At 36.9% G+C, this 17,306-nt stretch carries 14 protein-coding genes and 1 other annotated feature; of the genes, 9 read left to right on the forward strand and 5 right to left on the reverse strand.

Going from position 1 to position 17,306, the window contains the following annotated elements:
- Positions 1-132: 132 nt before the first annotated feature.
- Genes ACWG0P_RS15555 through ACWG0P_RS15570 form a run of 4 tightly spaced genes read right to left on the reverse strand, consistent with a single transcriptional unit; the run spans position 133 to position 2,392 of the window.
- Positions 133-405, reverse strand: coding sequence for a hypothetical protein (locus tag ACWG0P_RS15555; RefSeq protein WP_455802494.1), 273 nt, complete (start codon positions 403-405; stop codon positions 133-135).
- The gene (locus ACWG0P_RS15560; protein ID WP_455802495.1) at positions 395-1,714 is read right to left on the reverse strand and encodes a DUF4153 domain-containing protein; all 1,320 of its coding nucleotides are present in this window, start codon (positions 1,712-1,714) and stop codon (positions 395-397) included. The genes ACWG0P_RS15555 and ACWG0P_RS15560 overlap by 11 nt, the downstream gene beginning before the upstream one ends.
- A gap of 18 nt (positions 1,715-1,732) precedes the next feature.
- A complete protein-coding gene (locus ACWG0P_RS15565; RefSeq protein WP_455793106.1) occupies positions 1,733-1,939 on the reverse strand; it encodes a helix-turn-helix domain-containing protein in 207 nt (68 codons plus the stop codon).
- A gap of 9 nt (positions 1,940-1,948) precedes the next feature.
- A complete protein-coding gene (locus ACWG0P_RS15570) occupies positions 1,949-2,392 on the reverse strand; it encodes a DUF2975 domain-containing protein (protein ID WP_455802496.1) in 444 nt (147 codons plus the stop codon).
- A gap of 264 nt (positions 2,393-2,656) precedes the next feature.
- Here ACWG0P_RS15570 and proC point away from each other — a divergent pair, with 264 nt between their 5' ends.
- Positions 2,657-3,469: a pyrroline-5-carboxylate reductase gene (gene proC / locus ACWG0P_RS15575; protein WP_455802497.1), complete on the forward strand. Its 813-nt coding sequence runs from the start codon at positions 2,657-2,659 to the stop codon at positions 3,467-3,469.
- 104 nt (positions 3,470-3,573) lie between these two features.
- Positions 3,574-4,395 (forward strand): MerR family transcriptional regulator, encoded by an 822-nt coding sequence (locus tag ACWG0P_RS15580; protein ID WP_455802498.1) that lies wholly within the window; start codon positions 3,574-3,576, stop codon positions 4,393-4,395.
- A 27-nt stretch (positions 4,396-4,422) separates the two neighbouring features.
- Here the strand turns inward: ACWG0P_RS15580 and ACWG0P_RS15585 are convergent, their stop codons facing one another.
- Positions 4,423-5,496 (reverse strand): helix-turn-helix domain-containing protein, encoded by a 1,074-nt coding sequence (locus ACWG0P_RS15585; RefSeq protein WP_455802499.1) that lies wholly within the window; start codon positions 5,494-5,496, stop codon positions 4,423-4,425.
- A gap of 371 nt (positions 5,497-5,867) precedes the next feature.
- Between ACWG0P_RS15585 and rplK the strand changes: the two genes are divergently transcribed.
- The 7 genes from rplK (at position 5,868) to rpoC (ending at position 16,981) form a co-directional block, all read left to right on the forward strand.
- The gene (gene rplK, locus ACWG0P_RS15590) at positions 5,868-6,284 is read left to right on the forward strand and encodes a 50S ribosomal protein L11 (RefSeq protein WP_455793101.1); all 417 of its coding nucleotides are present in this window, start codon (positions 5,868-5,870) and stop codon (positions 6,282-6,284) included.
- A 19-nt stretch (positions 6,285-6,303) separates the two neighbouring features.
- Positions 6,304-6,990: a 50S ribosomal protein L1 gene (gene rplA / locus ACWG0P_RS15595; RefSeq protein WP_455793100.1), complete on the forward strand. Its 687-nt coding sequence runs from the start codon at positions 6,304-6,306 to the stop codon at positions 6,988-6,990.
- A gap of 33 nt (positions 6,991-7,023) precedes the next feature.
- Positions 7,024-7,152: a sequence feature (ribosomal protein L10 leader region), on the forward strand.
- Positions 7,153-7,191: 39 nt separating this feature from the next.
- The gene (rplJ, locus tag ACWG0P_RS15600; RefSeq protein ID WP_455802500.1) at positions 7,192-7,749 is read left to right on the forward strand and encodes a 50S ribosomal protein L10; all 558 of its coding nucleotides are present in this window, start codon (positions 7,192-7,194) and stop codon (positions 7,747-7,749) included.
- 27 nt (positions 7,750-7,776) lie between these two features.
- Positions 7,777-8,151: a 50S ribosomal protein L7/L12 gene (rplL, locus tag ACWG0P_RS15605; RefSeq protein ID WP_455802501.1), complete on the forward strand. Its 375-nt coding sequence runs from the start codon at positions 7,777-7,779 to the stop codon at positions 8,149-8,151.
- Between the two features lie 74 nt (positions 8,152-8,225).
- On the forward strand, positions 8,226-8,825 hold the full coding sequence (locus ACWG0P_RS15610; protein WP_455793097.1) for a class I SAM-dependent methyltransferase: 600 nt from the start codon (positions 8,226-8,228) through the stop codon (positions 8,823-8,825).
- Between the two features lie 108 nt (positions 8,826-8,933).
- Positions 8,934-13,115, forward strand: a complete 4,182-nt coding sequence (rpoB, locus tag ACWG0P_RS15615) for a DNA-directed RNA polymerase subunit beta (RefSeq protein WP_455802502.1) — start codon at positions 8,934-8,936, stop codon at positions 13,113-13,115.
- A 5-nt stretch (positions 13,116-13,120) separates the two neighbouring features.
- On the forward strand, positions 13,121-16,981 hold the full coding sequence (gene rpoC, locus ACWG0P_RS15620; RefSeq protein ID WP_455802503.1) for a DNA-directed RNA polymerase subunit beta': 3,861 nt from the start codon (positions 13,121-13,123) through the stop codon (positions 16,979-16,981).
- Positions 16,982-17,306: the final 325 nt, after the last annotated feature.

A 17,306-nucleotide genomic window follows, 5' to 3' on the forward strand; every position in this document is an offset into this window, starting at 1 on the left:
TGAAAAAAAGTTCATCATCAGAACTTCTTTTCATTGTATCTAATTCTAATTAACTAACTAAAACTATTCATCGTTTTACATTTTTCATGATTTGATGTAACCCTATGTTCTATTAACTTAATGACATTGGCTTTATCGCTGCTTTTTTGGTGCTCGTATGAGACGTATGATAATGATAAGGAATAGAATGCCATTACATATAGTGATATAAAAGGAAGCTCCTACACCTGGGATTATATTCGCATCAGCTAAATATCCTAAAACAATCATCCATAATGCATTGCTCCATGTAGTAAGCATAGCGATTATCAATTGTTTAAAGGATGGTGTTTGCCATAGGATAAGTAGAAGAATTGTTGTGAAGATAAGCACTTGCATAGTAGCGTATACATGTTCATTCAACATAAGAGCTATCTTCTACTAGAGTAGGCATTGTTTGATTGTATTTTATGATAAAGGTATCCACATTCAATAGGTTCAAGAAGAGAAAGGTAATACAGAAATACTTTATGATATGTTGTAGGGTTTTGTCTTCTGTGTGGTTTATATGATATAGGATAAGTACAAAGGTACCAAGTAGTATGATTAAAAACCATGAAGAGTACACACGAAGTGGAGTTAATCCATAAGCACTGATATATAAAACCATCTTTAACATAGCTGTACATAATAAAGCGATTGTTTCTACACATAGGATGCGCTTAATAGCGTATTGTATTTTTGAATGTGTTTGTTTACTAATGAGATGCATACATACAAGTACTAAGAGATTGATGGCAGATATGATGCAGAGTTGAAAGAATCCTTCTCTAGCAAAATGGGAGAATGAGAAGCTTTCCAAAGACATTGACATATTTTTAATGATATCAGAGGTAGATAGAATTAGAAATATTGTGTATACCATGATTAAGATAACTTCAATTGTCATGGGGACTGTAATCGGGATTATACGTGAGTTATTCATGCGTATGTCTAGTTCGTTTTTTTCAACTTTGATTACATCTGCTCGTTCACAGTTCATGTTTCCATAGATAAGGGAATATAGGTATGTGAATACAGGGAAGGAAAATATAATATAAATGATTTCTTTTATTAGATTGTTTATATTTGAGAAGAAATAAAGAACAAAGCGTTGAAAGGCAAGGTCTGCCGACAATAGTAAAGGGATAACGACAAGTAATATAGGAACACTGATGATAATACCAATCAAAATAGCGCCAACATGATGTAGATGAAGGGCTTCTTTTGATAGTGAAACAAGTTTTTGACATAGTGTTTTTATTCCTTGTAGTGGAACAAAGGTGAAGGCATTTAAAATATCAATAAAGAAATACTGTCCATTTTCATGGATTTGTTTATGAGAAAGTACAAGCAATGTATGCGATAGTACAAGTAAGATAAAACAAACATTGAAGAACTTCAAGAAATAATTATCGAAGATTAGGTTTGGTATACAACAAAGGAAAAGGAAGATGAATGAGGTATACGTTTTGCGAGTGAATGGAAAATAGAGTCTTGCGTAGATAGCGCTAAGCATTACGTATAGAATCAGCAATATAGCTTGTGGCTCTTCCATATGAAATGGTTGAAGAAAACGGATACCTAGATAGGAAATAAGGGCAATGGCGCATGCCATAAAGATGTTGTAGTGGGTGTATATGGATACATTGGGTGCATTTAAAAGAGCATCGTGCTCGATACGTTTTTTGTTCATGATAGTTTCTCCTATTTTTTATTCTTCGACATACTCCAATATGTCGGCGGGTTGACAGTCTAGGGCTTTACAGATTGCGTCTAGTGTAGAGAAGCGAATTGCTTTCGCTTTGTTGTTTTTTAGTATGGATAGATTAGCATTCGTGATATCAATCTCTTTTGCAAGATCTCCTGCAGATATCTTTCGTTTTGCCATCATCACATCTAAGTTTATAATAATTGGCATAGCGTTTCCTTATATTGTGAAGTCATTTTCCTGTTTTAACAGGGTGGCTTCACTTATGACATTTTTTACTACTCGCAGGATGAGCGCAATGAATGCAAATGCAATAGATACAAGAAAGAAGGCAATGTAGCCAATGGAAGATATGGCACATACGATCGCAACTCCCATACACAACCAAGAAAGTCTTCTTAAATGACGGGTGTTTTCTTCTTCAAATACGACATCGTTTTGAATGTTCTTTAATAATTTGTGCAATAAAGCAAATATAAAGAACGCAAGAAATAGGCATACATAGCCAGTGATAAGAATAGTATAAAAAGCATTTGGTTTTTGTACATAGTCAATATATGCTTTTGTGAATGGATATCCACCAATACAGAAAATGATTCCGATTATGAAAAATATCTTCACGCATAAAATGGATAATGTTAGTGATTTATCAGAGTTCCACATAGATAAGTCCTCCCTTACAGGTATAATATAACACGCAATATCTTGTTTTGCAATATAAATTTATCGTTTATCAATAAAATTTCGTTTTTGTGTGGTGTGTAAAGGGTGCTTGTAAGAAGTCGTAAATATCACCTGTAGTGCATTCGTAAGAATAATCTTTTATTAAAATGATAAGAGAACCATTAGAATCGTATGAAATGAAGATTATATATGTTTTTTTTGGTAATCATGAAGTATAATGAAAGAAAAAGGCAGGGAAAGTCTATGAAAACAATTGGATTTATTGGATGTGGAAATATGGGCAAAGCAATGGTGGAGGGAATTATGAAGGCAAATCTTGTGGATGGAGACCATATGATTGTCAGTAATACACGCCCAGAGAAACTACAAGAATTGAGTAGCCAGTACGATGATTTCTATATTAGTGATAATGTAAGTGTTGCGAAGAATAGTGACCTTCTATTTTTGGCAGTGAAACCCTATTTGTATAAAGATGTTATCGATGAAATCAAAGAGTATGTAAAACATGATTCTATCGTAATTGCAATTGCGGCTGGAATTAGTATACAGGATATGTATCATATGTTTGGTAGAATGTGTAAGGTGGTAAGAGCAATGCCAAATACACCTGCAATGGTTGGTGAGGGTATGAGTGCTTTGGCATTTGGTGAACTATTGGATGACGATGATAAAGAAGAAGTTGTTTCTATTTTTGAAAGTTTTGGAAAATGTGCGGAAGTGAAAGAAACTATGATGGAAGCTGTGGCAGTTGTTAGTGGAGCATCTCCAGCATATTTATTTATGATTATGGAAGCAATGGCGGATGGGGCTGTGCTTGAAGGAATGCCAAGAAATGATGCATATACATTTGCGGCACAGGCAATGCTTGGCTCCGCAAAGATGGTGTTAGAAACAGGAAAGCATCCAGGTGAGTTAAAAGACATGGTGTGTACACCTGGTGGGACAACCATTGAAGCAGTTGCAGTTTTAGAAGCTTGTGGCGTGCGTAGTGCAATCATTGAAGCGATGCGAGCATGTGCAGATAAAAGTAGAGAAATGGGAAAAAAACATAAATAGAAAGTCGATAATGAAAAAAATTATCGATTTTTTCTATTTGCTGTTGACTCTCACATGGTGTCATACTTTATACTGTAGGTGTGCACAAAACAGGAGGTACCTCAATGTTAAAAATTGGAGATTTTTCTAGGTTGTCTAGAATCAGTATTCGCATGTTACGTTATTATGATGAATGTGACGTATTAAAACCCGCATGTATAGATGATATGAGTGGGTATCGCTTTTATGAAAATGAACAGTTATATTGGGCATTTCAAATTAACTTCTTAAAAGATAGTGGATTTAGCATTGCCATGATCAAAGAGATATTGGCAAACTTTCATAATGCAAAAGAACTACGTCCATATATTGAAAAACGAATATCCGAATTACAAGATGAAAAAAGTCGCGTAGAAGAAATGATCCAATACTTAAAAAAAGCAGAAAAGCTGCTTGACAAGGAGGATATGTTGATGAAATATGAAGTAGAAATTAAAGATATTAAAGGAACTTATGTCGCTAGCAAACGAGGGATTATTCCAACCTATCATCACGAAGGAATGTTATGGGAAGGTTTGTGTAAAGAATTTGAAGCGAGAAAGATGCAGATTGCTTTTTCAAATGAGAAACCAAGAGCATATTTCTTTGATGAAGGATATAAAGAAAATGAGCCAGATGTTGAGGTTTGTCTAGGTGTGCAGGGAAACTATGAAGATAGTGAAAATGTCAAATTCAAAACATTGAAAACACAAGCCTGCGCATGTGTTACCTTTAAGGGAACTTACAATTTGATCTCAGAAGTAAGCTTTGCGATAGCAGCATGGATCAATGAACATGGCTATGAATTAGATGGACCTGATTTCTGTATCTATCATGTAGGTTACAATGATCAAGCAAAAGAAGAAGATTTTGTAACAGAAATTTGTTATCCCATTAAAAAGGGGTAAAGAAAAGACGAGGCGGCTCGTCTTTTCTTATGCTTCCTTGATGATTTCAAGATACTCTTTATCATCTCGTATGAAATCGAGATCTTTGCATTCTAGTAACATATGTTGGATAATTTGTTCGTTTAATTGTTGTGGATGTGCGTTTTCCTTTAGTAAGATTGTATGAAAACAAGGGTTCGTTTCTAAATAGTTTTTCATATTACGCACAGTGTTATCCATATGACGTAAACCATATATGTACTCTTTTAATAAACGCAAAGTATTTTCTCTATCCTTTAAGCGGGCATAAAAAATGTAACATTGAGGATAGAAAGAGGAGGCGATTGGAAAAGTCTTATGTAAGAGTTCCATTGTAGAGAGCAGTGCTTTTGCGTCTTCTTTTTTTTGTTCTTGGAAAGCAAGGTTGATCAAGGAGAACAGATTCATATATATTTGTGTGCTATCTGCATAAAGTTGTGACTGTAAGAGGTGTATAGCTTTATCGTTTTGGTGTAGTTTTTGATATAAAGAACACTCTATAGAGGTAGTATTTGATAATTTAGGGATACTTTGGATGAGGTCTAAGGATTCTTGTGTGTTGCCTTCTTTCGCAAAATAGGTACTCATTAAAATACAAGCGCCTTGCCGTATGATTAAATCCTTTGATGTAAGGATAGGCGTGATGAGTTGTTTTGCGTAATCTTGAAACTGTTCTGTATACTTTTGGGGTTGTTCACTTTGGTAAAGGTAGATAGTGATGGTACCTATAGAACCAGCAATCTTAAATTTTAGCATTTCACTATTTGGATACATGCGTACGATATTTTTACAATACGCCATTGCGTCTTCAAATGAAGTGGATGAGAATTTTTCTACGATATCTTTCACCAATTCATCCACCTGTTGTAAAGATAGTTCAGGTTCAAAACATAATAATTCATCAATGCTGATTTGAAAGATGCGTGCTAAAATGGGTAATGTAGATATATCGGGTAGGGATTGATTGTTTTCCCATTTGCTGATTGCTGCACTGCTTACATTGCATAGTTGAGCTAATTGCTTTTGGGTGTATTTCTTATGTATCCGTAGTTCGGTGATTTTTTCGCCAATATTTGTATTCATAGGTAAGCTCCTTTTCGTTGGGGTGGGTATACCTATATAATAAAGCAGTGGGTGAATAAGACAATGGAGGAGTGGTTTTATTTTCGTGATAAAAATCAACGGTTGGTTGATGTGGGGGTGGTATATAAGGAGAAGGTGATAAAGATTTTTTTTATATTACAGGAAAGAATATAACGAGATGGATGAAACGTAAGAATAGATATAGAATAAGGTTGAATGTAGCAAAAAAACTGTTGCATTTCTGTTAGTTTCGTATTAGAATAGGTAGGTGCCACTAAAAAAAGTGGTATTTTGACATGCGTGGGAGAAGGAGCAACCCTTCAATTCAACCACTGCATAAGACAACATATATATTATAGGAGGTGTGTCTTGTGAGTAAGAAAGTTGCAAAAGTTTGTAAATTACAGTTCCAAGCAGGTGGAGCAAAACCTGGACCAGCATTAGCATCCGCTGGTATTAACATGCCACAGTTTTGTACGGCATTCAATGACGCTACAAAAGACCGTGGAGGAGATGTCGTTCCAGTAATTATTACTGCGTACGAAGACAAAAGTTTTGATTTCGTAATCAAAACAACACCAGCTGCAAATATGATTAAAAAAGCTGCTGGAATCAAAAAAGCTTCAGGGAACCAGAAAGAAATTTGTGGAAAGATTACTGCTGAGCAGTGTCGTGAAATCGCTGAATACAAAATGCCTGACTTAAACGCTAATGATGTAGAAGCTGCTATGCGTATTATCGCTGGTACTGCAAAAAACATGGGTGTTGAAGTTGAAGGTATGGAATAGAAAGGCGAGGTAACGTACAATGGCAAAATTCGGAAAGAAATACAGCGAAGCTGCAAAATTGGTTGACCGCACAAAAGCATATACCATCGCTGAAGCTGTTAAATTAGCAAAAGAAACTAACGTAGCTAAGTTTGATGCATCTGTTGAAGTTAGCTTTAGATTAAATGTAGACCCACGTCACGCGGATCAGCAAATTCGTGGAGCTATCGTTCTTCCACACGGAACTGGTAAAACACAAAAAGTTTGTGTTATTACACAGGGACCTAAAGAACAAGAAGCAAAAGATGCTGGAGCAGATTTTGTTGGTGGAAAAGAATTACTTGACCAGATTGCTAAGGGTTGGTTTGAATTCGATATTATCGTAGCAACTCCAAACATGATGGGTGAATTAGGTAAATTAGGACGTGTTTTAGGACCTAAAGGTTTAATGCCAAACCCTAAAACAGGAACTGTTACTATGGATGTAGCAAAAGCTGTTGAAGATATCAAAAAAGGTAAAGTTGAATACCGTGTTGACAAAGAAGGAAATATCAATCTTATGATTGGTAAAGTAAGCTTTGAAGAAACTGCATTAGCTGAAAACTTTAAGACTATCTACAATGCAATTGCAAAGGCTCGTCCTACTGCAGTAAAGGGAACTTATATTAAGAACCTTGTATTATCTACAACAATGGGTCCTGGAATCCACGTAACTGTAGAAAAATAAGCATTGACAAACGTTTCATAAACGTATAGAATATCAAATGTTATCAATATACCATAGACAGTAACGGCCGTTTAGGCTTAATCATGTTACCGAGGTAAATCTTACGAAAGTAATTTTACACTCGCAGACTGTCTTGGATGCGAGTGTTTTTAATACTCTTAGAGGTATATTGTTACATATAAATTTAGGAGGTGTGAAGTTATGAATCAGGCAATCGTCGATAGTAAAAAGGCAGTCGTTTCTGAAATTGCTCAGAAAATGAAAGATGCTACTTCAACTGTTGTAGTTGAATATCGCGGGCTTAGTGTTTCGGAAGTAACTCAGCTTCGTAGAGATCTTCGTGCAGAAGGTATTGAATTCAAAGTGTATAAAAACTCTTTGGCTCAACGTGCCGCTGTCGAAGCAGGAGCAGATGAACTTGCAAAAGACTTGATTGGACCTAACGCAATCGCATTCGGTGGTGACGCAGTTGCCCCAGCACGTATTTTATCTAAATTCGCTAAAGCGCATGATAAACTAGTGTTGAAGAGTGGTATTGTTGAAGGAAAAGTTGTTGGTCTTGACACTATCAAAGAATTAGCTGGATTACCAAACCGTGAAGGTATGTTATCTATGTTGTTGAGCTGTCTGCAATCACCAGTACGTGGATTTGCATGTGTTGTTAAAGCAGTCGCTGACGCGAAACCAGCAGATGGTGCAGAAGCACCAGTAGTAGAGGCACCAGTTGCTGAAGCTGCAAATGAAGAAACTGCTGCATAGCAGTATAAACCATAGGAGGACAAAACAATGGCAAAATTAAATCATGAAGAAATTTTAGCTTACTTAGAAGAAGCTACAATCTTAGAACTTAACGACTTAGTAAAAGCAATCGAAGAAAAATTTGGAGTAACTGCTGCTGCACCTGTAGCTGTAGCTGCTGCTGCTGACACTGGAGCTGCTGATGCAGCTGCTGCTGATGTAACTGTTACATTAACAGATGTTGGTGGAACTAAAGTTGCTGTTATCAAAGCAGTACGTGAAATCACTGGATTAGGATTAGTTGACGCAAAAGGATTAGTTGACAAAGCTCCAAGTGTAATCAAAGAAAACGTACCAGCTGCTGAAGGTGAAGAAATCAAGAAAAAATTGATGGAAGCTGGAGCATCTGTAGAAGTTAAGTAATCAACCTTAATAAATTTATAAAAGAACGAAAAGCCGAAAGGCTTTTTGTCACCTATAAAAGGCGGTGTAAAAAGATGGATCATTATTTTACTGATAATCGTCATTTAGCAGAAAACCGGAAGGAAATATCTTTCCGGTTTTGGTGTTTAGATTATTTCTTTATTACGGATAATGGTGTATTCTCTAAGGATAGTATAGACTTTGGTACAAGGGTTATGTTAGATACCATTTGTAAGTGTGATGGACTTCAAGATAAGATATTAGATGTTGGGTGTGGATATGGACCAGTGGGCATCACTTTGAAAAAGATTTATCCAGAGAAACATTTTGAAATGGTGGATGTGAACCCTAGAGCTGTCTTGCTTGCGCAAGAGAATGCCAAAAGAAATAAAGTGGATGTTACAATTTATGAATCTGATGTATATGAGCGTGTAAATGGGAATACTTTTACTGATATCATTACAAATCCACCAATACGTGCAGGAAAGATAGTTATCTATAAGATATTTGAAGAAGCACATGATCATCTTGTGAGCGGGGGAAGCCTTTGGGTCGTTATTCGTAAACAACAAGGTGCATTAAGTGCGGTTAAGAAAATAAAAGAAGTATTTGGAAACTGTGATATCATAAACAAGGAAAAAGGATACTTCATTTTAAGGGCAAAAAAACATTGACAATTTGCATAATTGTTGCTATTATAATAAATTGCATAATACTAAACTGGTAAAATGGGATTTCATACCCTATTTTAGCAGTTGAAACGTGAAGAAAGGATGGCGTACATGGACAAAAAACAGCCTTATCGTATTGTCGCTTCCGGTAAAAAGGCAGAGCGTAGAGATTACTCAAAAGTGAGTGGTGACTTGGAGCTGCCAAATCTGGTAGAGATTCAGACTGACTCCTTTACATGGTTCAAAGATGAAGGAATTGAAGAGGTTTTCAATGAAATTTATCCTATCCAGAACTACGGTGGGAATATTAAATTAAAATTCAACGGATATGAATTTGGGGAACCGAAATATACTGCGGAAGAATCAATGTTCCGTGAGTGTAATTTTGCTGCTCCATTAAAAGCAAAAATGGAACTAGAAATTACAGATAACACAACTGGAGAAGTTATCAACAAATGGGAGGATGTCTTCTTAGGCGATTTCCCGATGATGACCGAAACAGGTACTTACATTATCAACGGAGCGGAACGTGTTATTGTTTCGCAGATTGTTCGTTCTCCAGGTGCTTATTTTTCAACAGGTTATGAAGAAAAAACAGGGAAAGAATCTTATTCTTGTGAATTGATTCCAAGTCGTGGTACTTGGTTGGAATTCTTAACCGAACTTAAGAAAACGTCTACAGGGCGTGTTTTAAACGTTAGTATTGACCGTAAACGTAAAATGTTATCTTCCGTATTGTTTAAAGCAATCGGTATGTCTGTGGATTTAGACCGCAGTGAAGATGCACATGATACAGCAGCTATCAAAACATTCCTACGTGCAATGGGAAGAAATGTGATTGAAGATGTTGCGGTAGATGAAGAAGAACGTGAGTTCATGAATCTTTACCTTACATTATATGCAGCATACTTTGGTAAATACGAAGAAATTGAAAACACCTTATTGAACGATAAAGTGAAAACTACACAGGAAGCATTGCTTTCTATTTATGAAAACCAGCGTTCTGATGAAATCCCAACATTGGATGGATCTATTACGTTGATGAATGCGAAATTTTTCGATCCTAGACGTTACGATTTAACAAAAGCAGGACGTTATAAATTACGTAAAAAATTAAATGCGATTAACCGCATTGAGAAAAATCGTTTAGCACAAGATATTTTAGCTGCTGATGGTTCTGTATTTATGGAAAGTGGAACTATGATTCATCGTGATGAAAGAAACACTTTACGTACAGAGCTTGAAAAAGGTATGCATGTAAATGCGTTCCCATTCAATCCACTGTTTAACCATCCAGATGAAGTATCTGTACCAATTAGCAATCAGCTTGGTCTTGTTGGACGTGTATTAGCAAGTGATGTGGAATTAGATGACCTTACTTTATATGAAGGAAGTATTCTAAGCGAACAAGATGTTGCTATACTTATGAACAATGTAGAACGTATCAATGTACAAGGTGGTATCATTGCTAAGAAAGTTGAACTTACAAAAGAAAATGTAAATGCTGTGTTGAACTATGGTCAGCGTTTATATGCTTTCGCTCGTTTAACAGATGACAAAGGTATCGATGTTTGTGATGTAGATGGAGATGCATATGTTGAAGGGTATACTCCACGTCATAAGACAGATGTACTTGCTACAAGTGCTATGGAAGACATCAAAAACAAAGTGCATAATGGTGCAAAACTATATGCGTGGTTAGTTGGTGCAGCTGTACAAGAAGTTTTAGTGCGTGATGAAGATGAGCATGTTGTGAAAGTTATGGGGAACGACCCATATGCGAACAAGCACACCATTACCATTTCCGATATGTACGCATTCTATGCATTTAATTTAAATGTTATGGAAGGTGTTGGAGAAACTGACGATATCGATATGTTAGGAAACCGTCGTATTCGTTCTGTTGGTGAATTGATTCAAAATCAATTCCGTATTGGTTTAAGCCGTATGGAAAGAGTTGTTAAAGAACGTATGTCAATTGCGGAGATTGCTACATTAACTCCAAAGAAATTGACAAACATTCGTCCTCTTACTGCAGCGATTAAAGAATTCTTCTCAAGTTCTCAGTTATCTCAGTTCATGGATCAACAAAATCCACTAGCTGAACTTACCAATAAACGTCGTATCTCTGCGTTAGGACCTGGTGGTCTTACACGTGATCGTGCTGGATTTGAAGTACGTGACGTTCATAGTTCTCACTACGGTAGAATTTGTCCAATCGAGACGCCTGAAGGACCAAACATCGGTTTGATTTCCAATCTTACATCATATGGTAAAATTAATGAATATGGATTTATTCAGACTCCTTATCGTATAGTGGAAACAGATGGAACAGTTGATGAAAAAACAATTTATTTATCTGCTGATGAAGAAGCAGATTATGTAATTGCACAGGCGAATGAGGTTGTTAACGGACGTTTGATTAACGAACGTGTGGTTGCTCGTAAAGCGGGTGATACTATCATCGCTAGACGTGAAGAAGTTGAATTGGCCGACGTTTCGCCAAAACAAATCGTTTCTGTAGCGACTGCTTGTGTACCATTCTTAGAAAATGACGATGCTTCTCGTGCGCTTATGGGTGCGAACATGCAACGTCAGGCAGTACCTTTGTTGTTACCACATTCTCCATATGTAGGAACAGGTATTGAATATAAAATCGCAAAAGACTCCGGTGTTGGTATTGTTGCCAAAGACGGTGGTATTGTTGAATATGTAGATTCACAGCGTATCGTTGTTAGTGAAAACGGAGGAAATCGTGAATATCGTTTACGTAAATTCCAACGTTCTAATAATGGTACAAACATTAACCAAACACCAATTGTTTCCAAAGGTGAAAAAATCGAAAAAGGAGATATCCTTGCCGATGGACCATCTATGGAAAAAGGTGAGCTTGCATTAGGTCAAAACGTTACCATTGCGTATATGACATGGTATGGTTATAACTATGAAGATGCAATCATTATGTCTGAACGTTTAGTACGTGACGATGTATATACATCTGTTCATATTGAAGAATATGACATTGATTGTAGAGAAACAAAACTTGGGCCTGAAGAAATTACACGCGACATTCCAAATGTTAGTGAAAATGCATGCCGTAACTTAGACAGCCGTGGTATCATCATGGTTGGTGCGGAAGTTATGGAAGGTGATATCTTAGTTGGTAAGGTAACTCCGAAAGGTCAAAGTGAAATTTCACCAGAAGAAAAATTATTATTAGCGATCTTTGGAGAAAAATCTCGTGAAGTTCGTGACAACTCATTAAAAGTACCTCACGGTGGTGCAGGTATTGTGCATTCTATTCGTGTATTTAAAAGAAGCGAAGGGCATGATTTGCCACCTGGAGTAAATGAAACCGTAAAAGTATACATCGTTCAGAAACGTAAAATTTCTGAGGGTGATAAGATGGCGGGACGTCATGGTAACAAGGGTGTAATCTCTAAGATATTACCAGTTGAAGATATGCCTTATATGGCAGATGGTTCTTCTGTTGATATCATGTTAAATCCATTCGGTGTGCCATCTCGTATGAACATCGGTCAGGTATTGGAAATCCATTTGGGATATGCAGCTAAGAAATTAGGCATAAAATTCTCGACTCCTGTATTTGATGGTATCAATAACACAGAATTAAGTGGCATCATGCAAGAAGCAGAAATGACCAAAGATGGTAAACAAGTATTGTACGATGGACGTACTGGTGAACCATTCGATGAACGTATTTCTGTCGGAGTTATGTACATGATCAAACTTGCCCACATGGTGGATGACAAGTTGCATGCACGTGCTACAGGACCTTACTCTTTAGTAACACAGCAACCATTAGGTGGTAAAGCACAAAATGGTGGTCAGCGTTTTGGAGAGATGGAGGTTTGGGCATTAGAGGCATATGGTGCTGCACATACTCTACAAGAAATCTTGACTGTTAAATCAGACGACATTATGGGTCGTACAAAAACATATGAAGCAATCATCAAAGGTAAAGATATTCCAGAACCAGGTATTCCTGAATCCTTCCGCGTATTGAAACATGAGTTACAAGCTCTTGCAATCGATGTGAAGATGTTAAGTGAAACTGGGGAAGAAGTTGATATTAGTAAAGATGAACCTGCTGAAAACAATTCTTTACCTCCAATCTTGGAAACTACAGAAATCCTAGGAGATGAAGACATTGAAGATATTACAATTGATGAAGAAGATATCCTTTCCGATGATGAAATTGAAGATATTGATGAACTTGACGTAGAGGATGATATTGTCTTAGAAGATGAACAAAACGAAGAGGAGGCGTAAAGTAAATGAGTGTTAATAATTTTGCCTCAATTCAGGTGGCCTTGGCCTCACCTGATAGAATCCATGAATGGAGCCACGGTGAAGTAAAGAAACCAGAAACTATTAACTATCGTTCTCAAAAACCTGAGCGTGATGGATTGTTCTGTGAAAAAATCTTTGGACCTAGCAAAGACTGGGAATGTTATTGTGGTAAGTATAAAAAAGTACGTTATAAAGGCGTTGTTTGTGATCGTTGTGGTGTAGAAATCACAAAATCAAGCGTACGTCGTGAACGTATGGGACATATTGAATTAGCGGCACCAGTTGCACATATCTGGTACCTTCGTGGAATTCCTAGCCGTATGGCATTGTTGTTGGATGTTACTCCAAAACAGTTAGAAGAAGTTGTATACTTCGTATCTTGGATTGTTACCGATCCAAAAGATACAAAATTGGAATACAAACAAATTCTATCCGAAAGAGAATATCGTGAAAACTTAGCAATTTATGGACCGGGTAGCTTCACTGCGCAGACAGGTGCTGAAGCAGCACTTACTCTGTTAAAAGAAGTTGACCTAGAAGGTGAATATAGCAAGATTCAGGATGCTCTACTTTCTGCACAGGGTGAAAAACGTAAGAAATTAATCAAACGTTTGGATACAGTGGAATCTTTCCGTAATTCAGATAATGATCCAGAATGGATGATTATGACAGCTGTTCCGGTGATACCACCGGATTTACGTCCAATGTTACAATTGGATGGTGGACGTTTTGCGACAAGTGATTTGAATGACTTATATCGTCGTGTAATCACTCGTAACAACCGTTTGAAAAAACTATTAGAACTTGGAACTCCAGCAATTATCGTTCAAAACGAGAAACGTATGCTTCAAGAAGCAGTCGATGCATTGATTGATAATGGACGTCGTTCAAAACCAATCACTGGTGCCGGTGGACGTGCATTGAAATCCTTGTCTCACTCTTTAAAGGGAAAACAAGGACGTTTCCGTCAGAACTTATTAGGAAAACGTGTAGACTTCTCTGGACGTTCCGTAATTGCGGTAGGACCAGATTTGAAAATGTACCAATGTGGACTTCCACGTGAAATGGCAATCCAATTGTTTAAACCATTTGTTATCAATGAAATTGTAAACAGAGAAATTGCGAGCAATCCTAAAACTGCTGAGAAACTGATTGATCGTCAGGATCCACGTATTTGGGATATTGTGGAAAGTGTTATTGATGGATATCCAGTTCTTATGAACCGTGCACCAACACTTCACCGTTTAGGAATTCAAGCGTTCAAACCAAAACTTGTAGAAGGGCGTGCAATGCGTCTTCATCCACTTGTTTGTACAGCGTTTAATGCCGATTTCGATGGTGACCAGATGGCTGTTCACGTTCCATTGAGTGAAGAAGCAAGAGCAGAGGCATTGATTATGATGCTTGGTTCTAATAACATTCTTGGACCTAAGGATGGAAAACCTATCGTTACACCTGGACAGGACATGGTTATGGGTAACTTCTATTTAACAATGGAAGAAACTGCAGAAGAGTTCCATCAAGAAGCCGATCGTTATATGGCTGTTGATTGTCCAAAAGAAGCAGAGAGCTGGAATCGTTATGGGAATAATGAAGGACATGTATTCGGAAGCATCAATGAAGTAATGATGTCTTATGAATTAGATCAAATTCATTTACATTCTCGTGTAGCAATTCCTGCAAGAGCTTTGAACAAATCAAGCTTTACAAAAGAACAACAAAACAAATACATGTTAACTACTGTTGGTAAAATTATCTTCAATAACATGTTCCCTAGTGATTTCCCTTTCTTAAATGAGGTAAGTGGAGAAAACTTTAAAGCTACGCCAGATCGTTATTTCCTTGAAATGGGAAAAGATATCAAAGAGGCAATTCGTGAATTACCTGTAGTTCCTGCCTTCAAGAAAAAAGATCTTGGTAAAATTATCGGTGAAATATTCAAACGATATAGCACAATTAAAACAAGTGAAATCCTTGACCAGATTAAGGATTTAGGATTCAAATATTCTACAGTTGCAGGTGTTACTGTTTCTCTATCTGATATCGAGGTTGCACCTCATAAAGAAGATCACGTAGAGTATGGTAAAGAAAAAGCCGAACAATTGAAAACACTGCGTAAAAAAGGAAAACTTACTATGCAGGAATGGGAACGTCACTTAAATAAACTTTGGGCAGATGTTAAAGATGATATCGCCGAAGAGTTATTAGGAAACCTTCCTCGTAAAAATCCAATTAACATGATGGCTCGTTCTGGAGCCCGTGGTAATACGTCTAACTTTACACAGCTTGCAGGTATGCGTGGTCTGATGGCGAAACCATCTCAATCCAAATCAGCAAAAGGTGAATATGTACCAAGTATCATAGAAGTTCCTATTTACTCTTGTTTCCGTGAAGGTCTAAACGTATCTGAGTTCTTTATTTCCACACATGGTGTGCGTAAAGGTCTTACCGATACAGCCCTAAAAACTGCCGAGTCTGGTTATTTGACGCGTCGTCTTGTCGATGTTGCACAGGATGTTATTGTTAAACAAGAAGATTGCGGTACAGATAAAGGGTATTGGGTTGAAGCAATTGTTGATCGTAAGACAACAACTGTAATTGAAAGTTTATATGATCGTCTTGTTGGACGTTATAGTAAACAAGAAATTATTGATCCAAAAACAAAAGAATTGATTATTGAATCTGATGAATTCATTACCGAACAACTTGCACAAAAAATTGTGGATGCTGGTATCGAAGGAATGTATATTCGTAGCGCATTTACTTGTAAATCCATTTATGGTGTTTGTAAGAGATGTTATGGACGTAACATGGCTACAGGTGAAGATGTACAAGTTGGAGAAGCAGTTGGTATTATGGCGGCACAATCTATTGGTGAGCCAGGTACACAGTTGACCATGCGTACATTCCATACTGGTGGTGTTGCGAGTGCAGATGGTGGAGATATTACACAGGGTCTTCCTCGTGTTGAAGAACTATTTGAAGCACGTTGTCCAAAAGGTGTTGCGGTTTTAGCACAAATTAGTGGTGAGATTGCAAGTGTTGAACAGGTTGATACAGGCTACGAAGTAACGGTATCAAATGATAAGGAGAGCATTGTGCATAAAGTAACTTTGATTCAAGCGATTCGTCCTTGGATGAAAGTGGGTGCTCATGTGGAATCAGGAGATAAAATTACGGAAGGTCAGGTAGATCCAAAAGAACTCCTAAAAGTTGCTGGTGTACGCCAGGTGCAAAACTATATTTTGAAGGAAGTTAAGAAAGTATACCAAAGCCAAGGGATTGAAATTTCAGATAAACATGTCGAGGTTATGATTCGTCAAATGCTTCGTAAAGTTGTTGTTCTTGAAGGGAATGATACTACATTGAATGCAGGTGTTCAGATTTCCTTAACTGAGATCACAAAAATCAACCGCCAGGCATTGTTGAGTGGGAAAGTTCCTGCAACCTTCAAACCTGTATTGTTAGGTATTTCTAAAGCTTCTGTTGAAACAGATTCCTTCTTATCTGCTGCATCCTTCCAAGAAACTACAAAAGTTTTAACGGATGCTGCTATTAAAGGTAAGAAAGATTACTTGATCGGTCTGAAAGAAAACGTTATTATCGGTAAATTGATTCCAGCGGGAACAGGTATTGGTAATGAACGAGAAATGAATCAGATTGTGAATACTAAAGCTCATGAATTAAGAGAAATCCGCATTGAAAGAAATCGTAAAGATGACGATGATGATTTCATGGGATATGTACCAGGACCAGAGAAATATACAAGTGAAATGGTACAAAAAATCATGGATGGAGAAGATCCGATTTTAGAATCTGTCTTATCATCTGAGATGTTAGATTAAGTTTTCAAAGAAGAAATAACTTAAGGAGTGGAGTTTGTTAGAAAATCTAGCAAATCCACTCCTTTTTATATACAAAATGTTCGCGATATATATACAACTGTATGCGTAAAATGGGATAATGAACATTGGGAAAAATAAGTAAGATTTTATGAAAAAAAAGCACAATTTTGATTGACATAAAGAGATAAGTATAGTATTATTAACAGGCACTCAACGAGAGTGAAAACAAATCGGTCTTTGAAAACTGAACAGGAAATACGTTGATTTCAATGAGATATGAACATAATCATATTCCAGATAAACAAACAAAAAAAAACAAGACGTT

The sequence above is a fragment of the Amedibacillus sp. YH-ame6 genome (assembly GCF_053848845.1).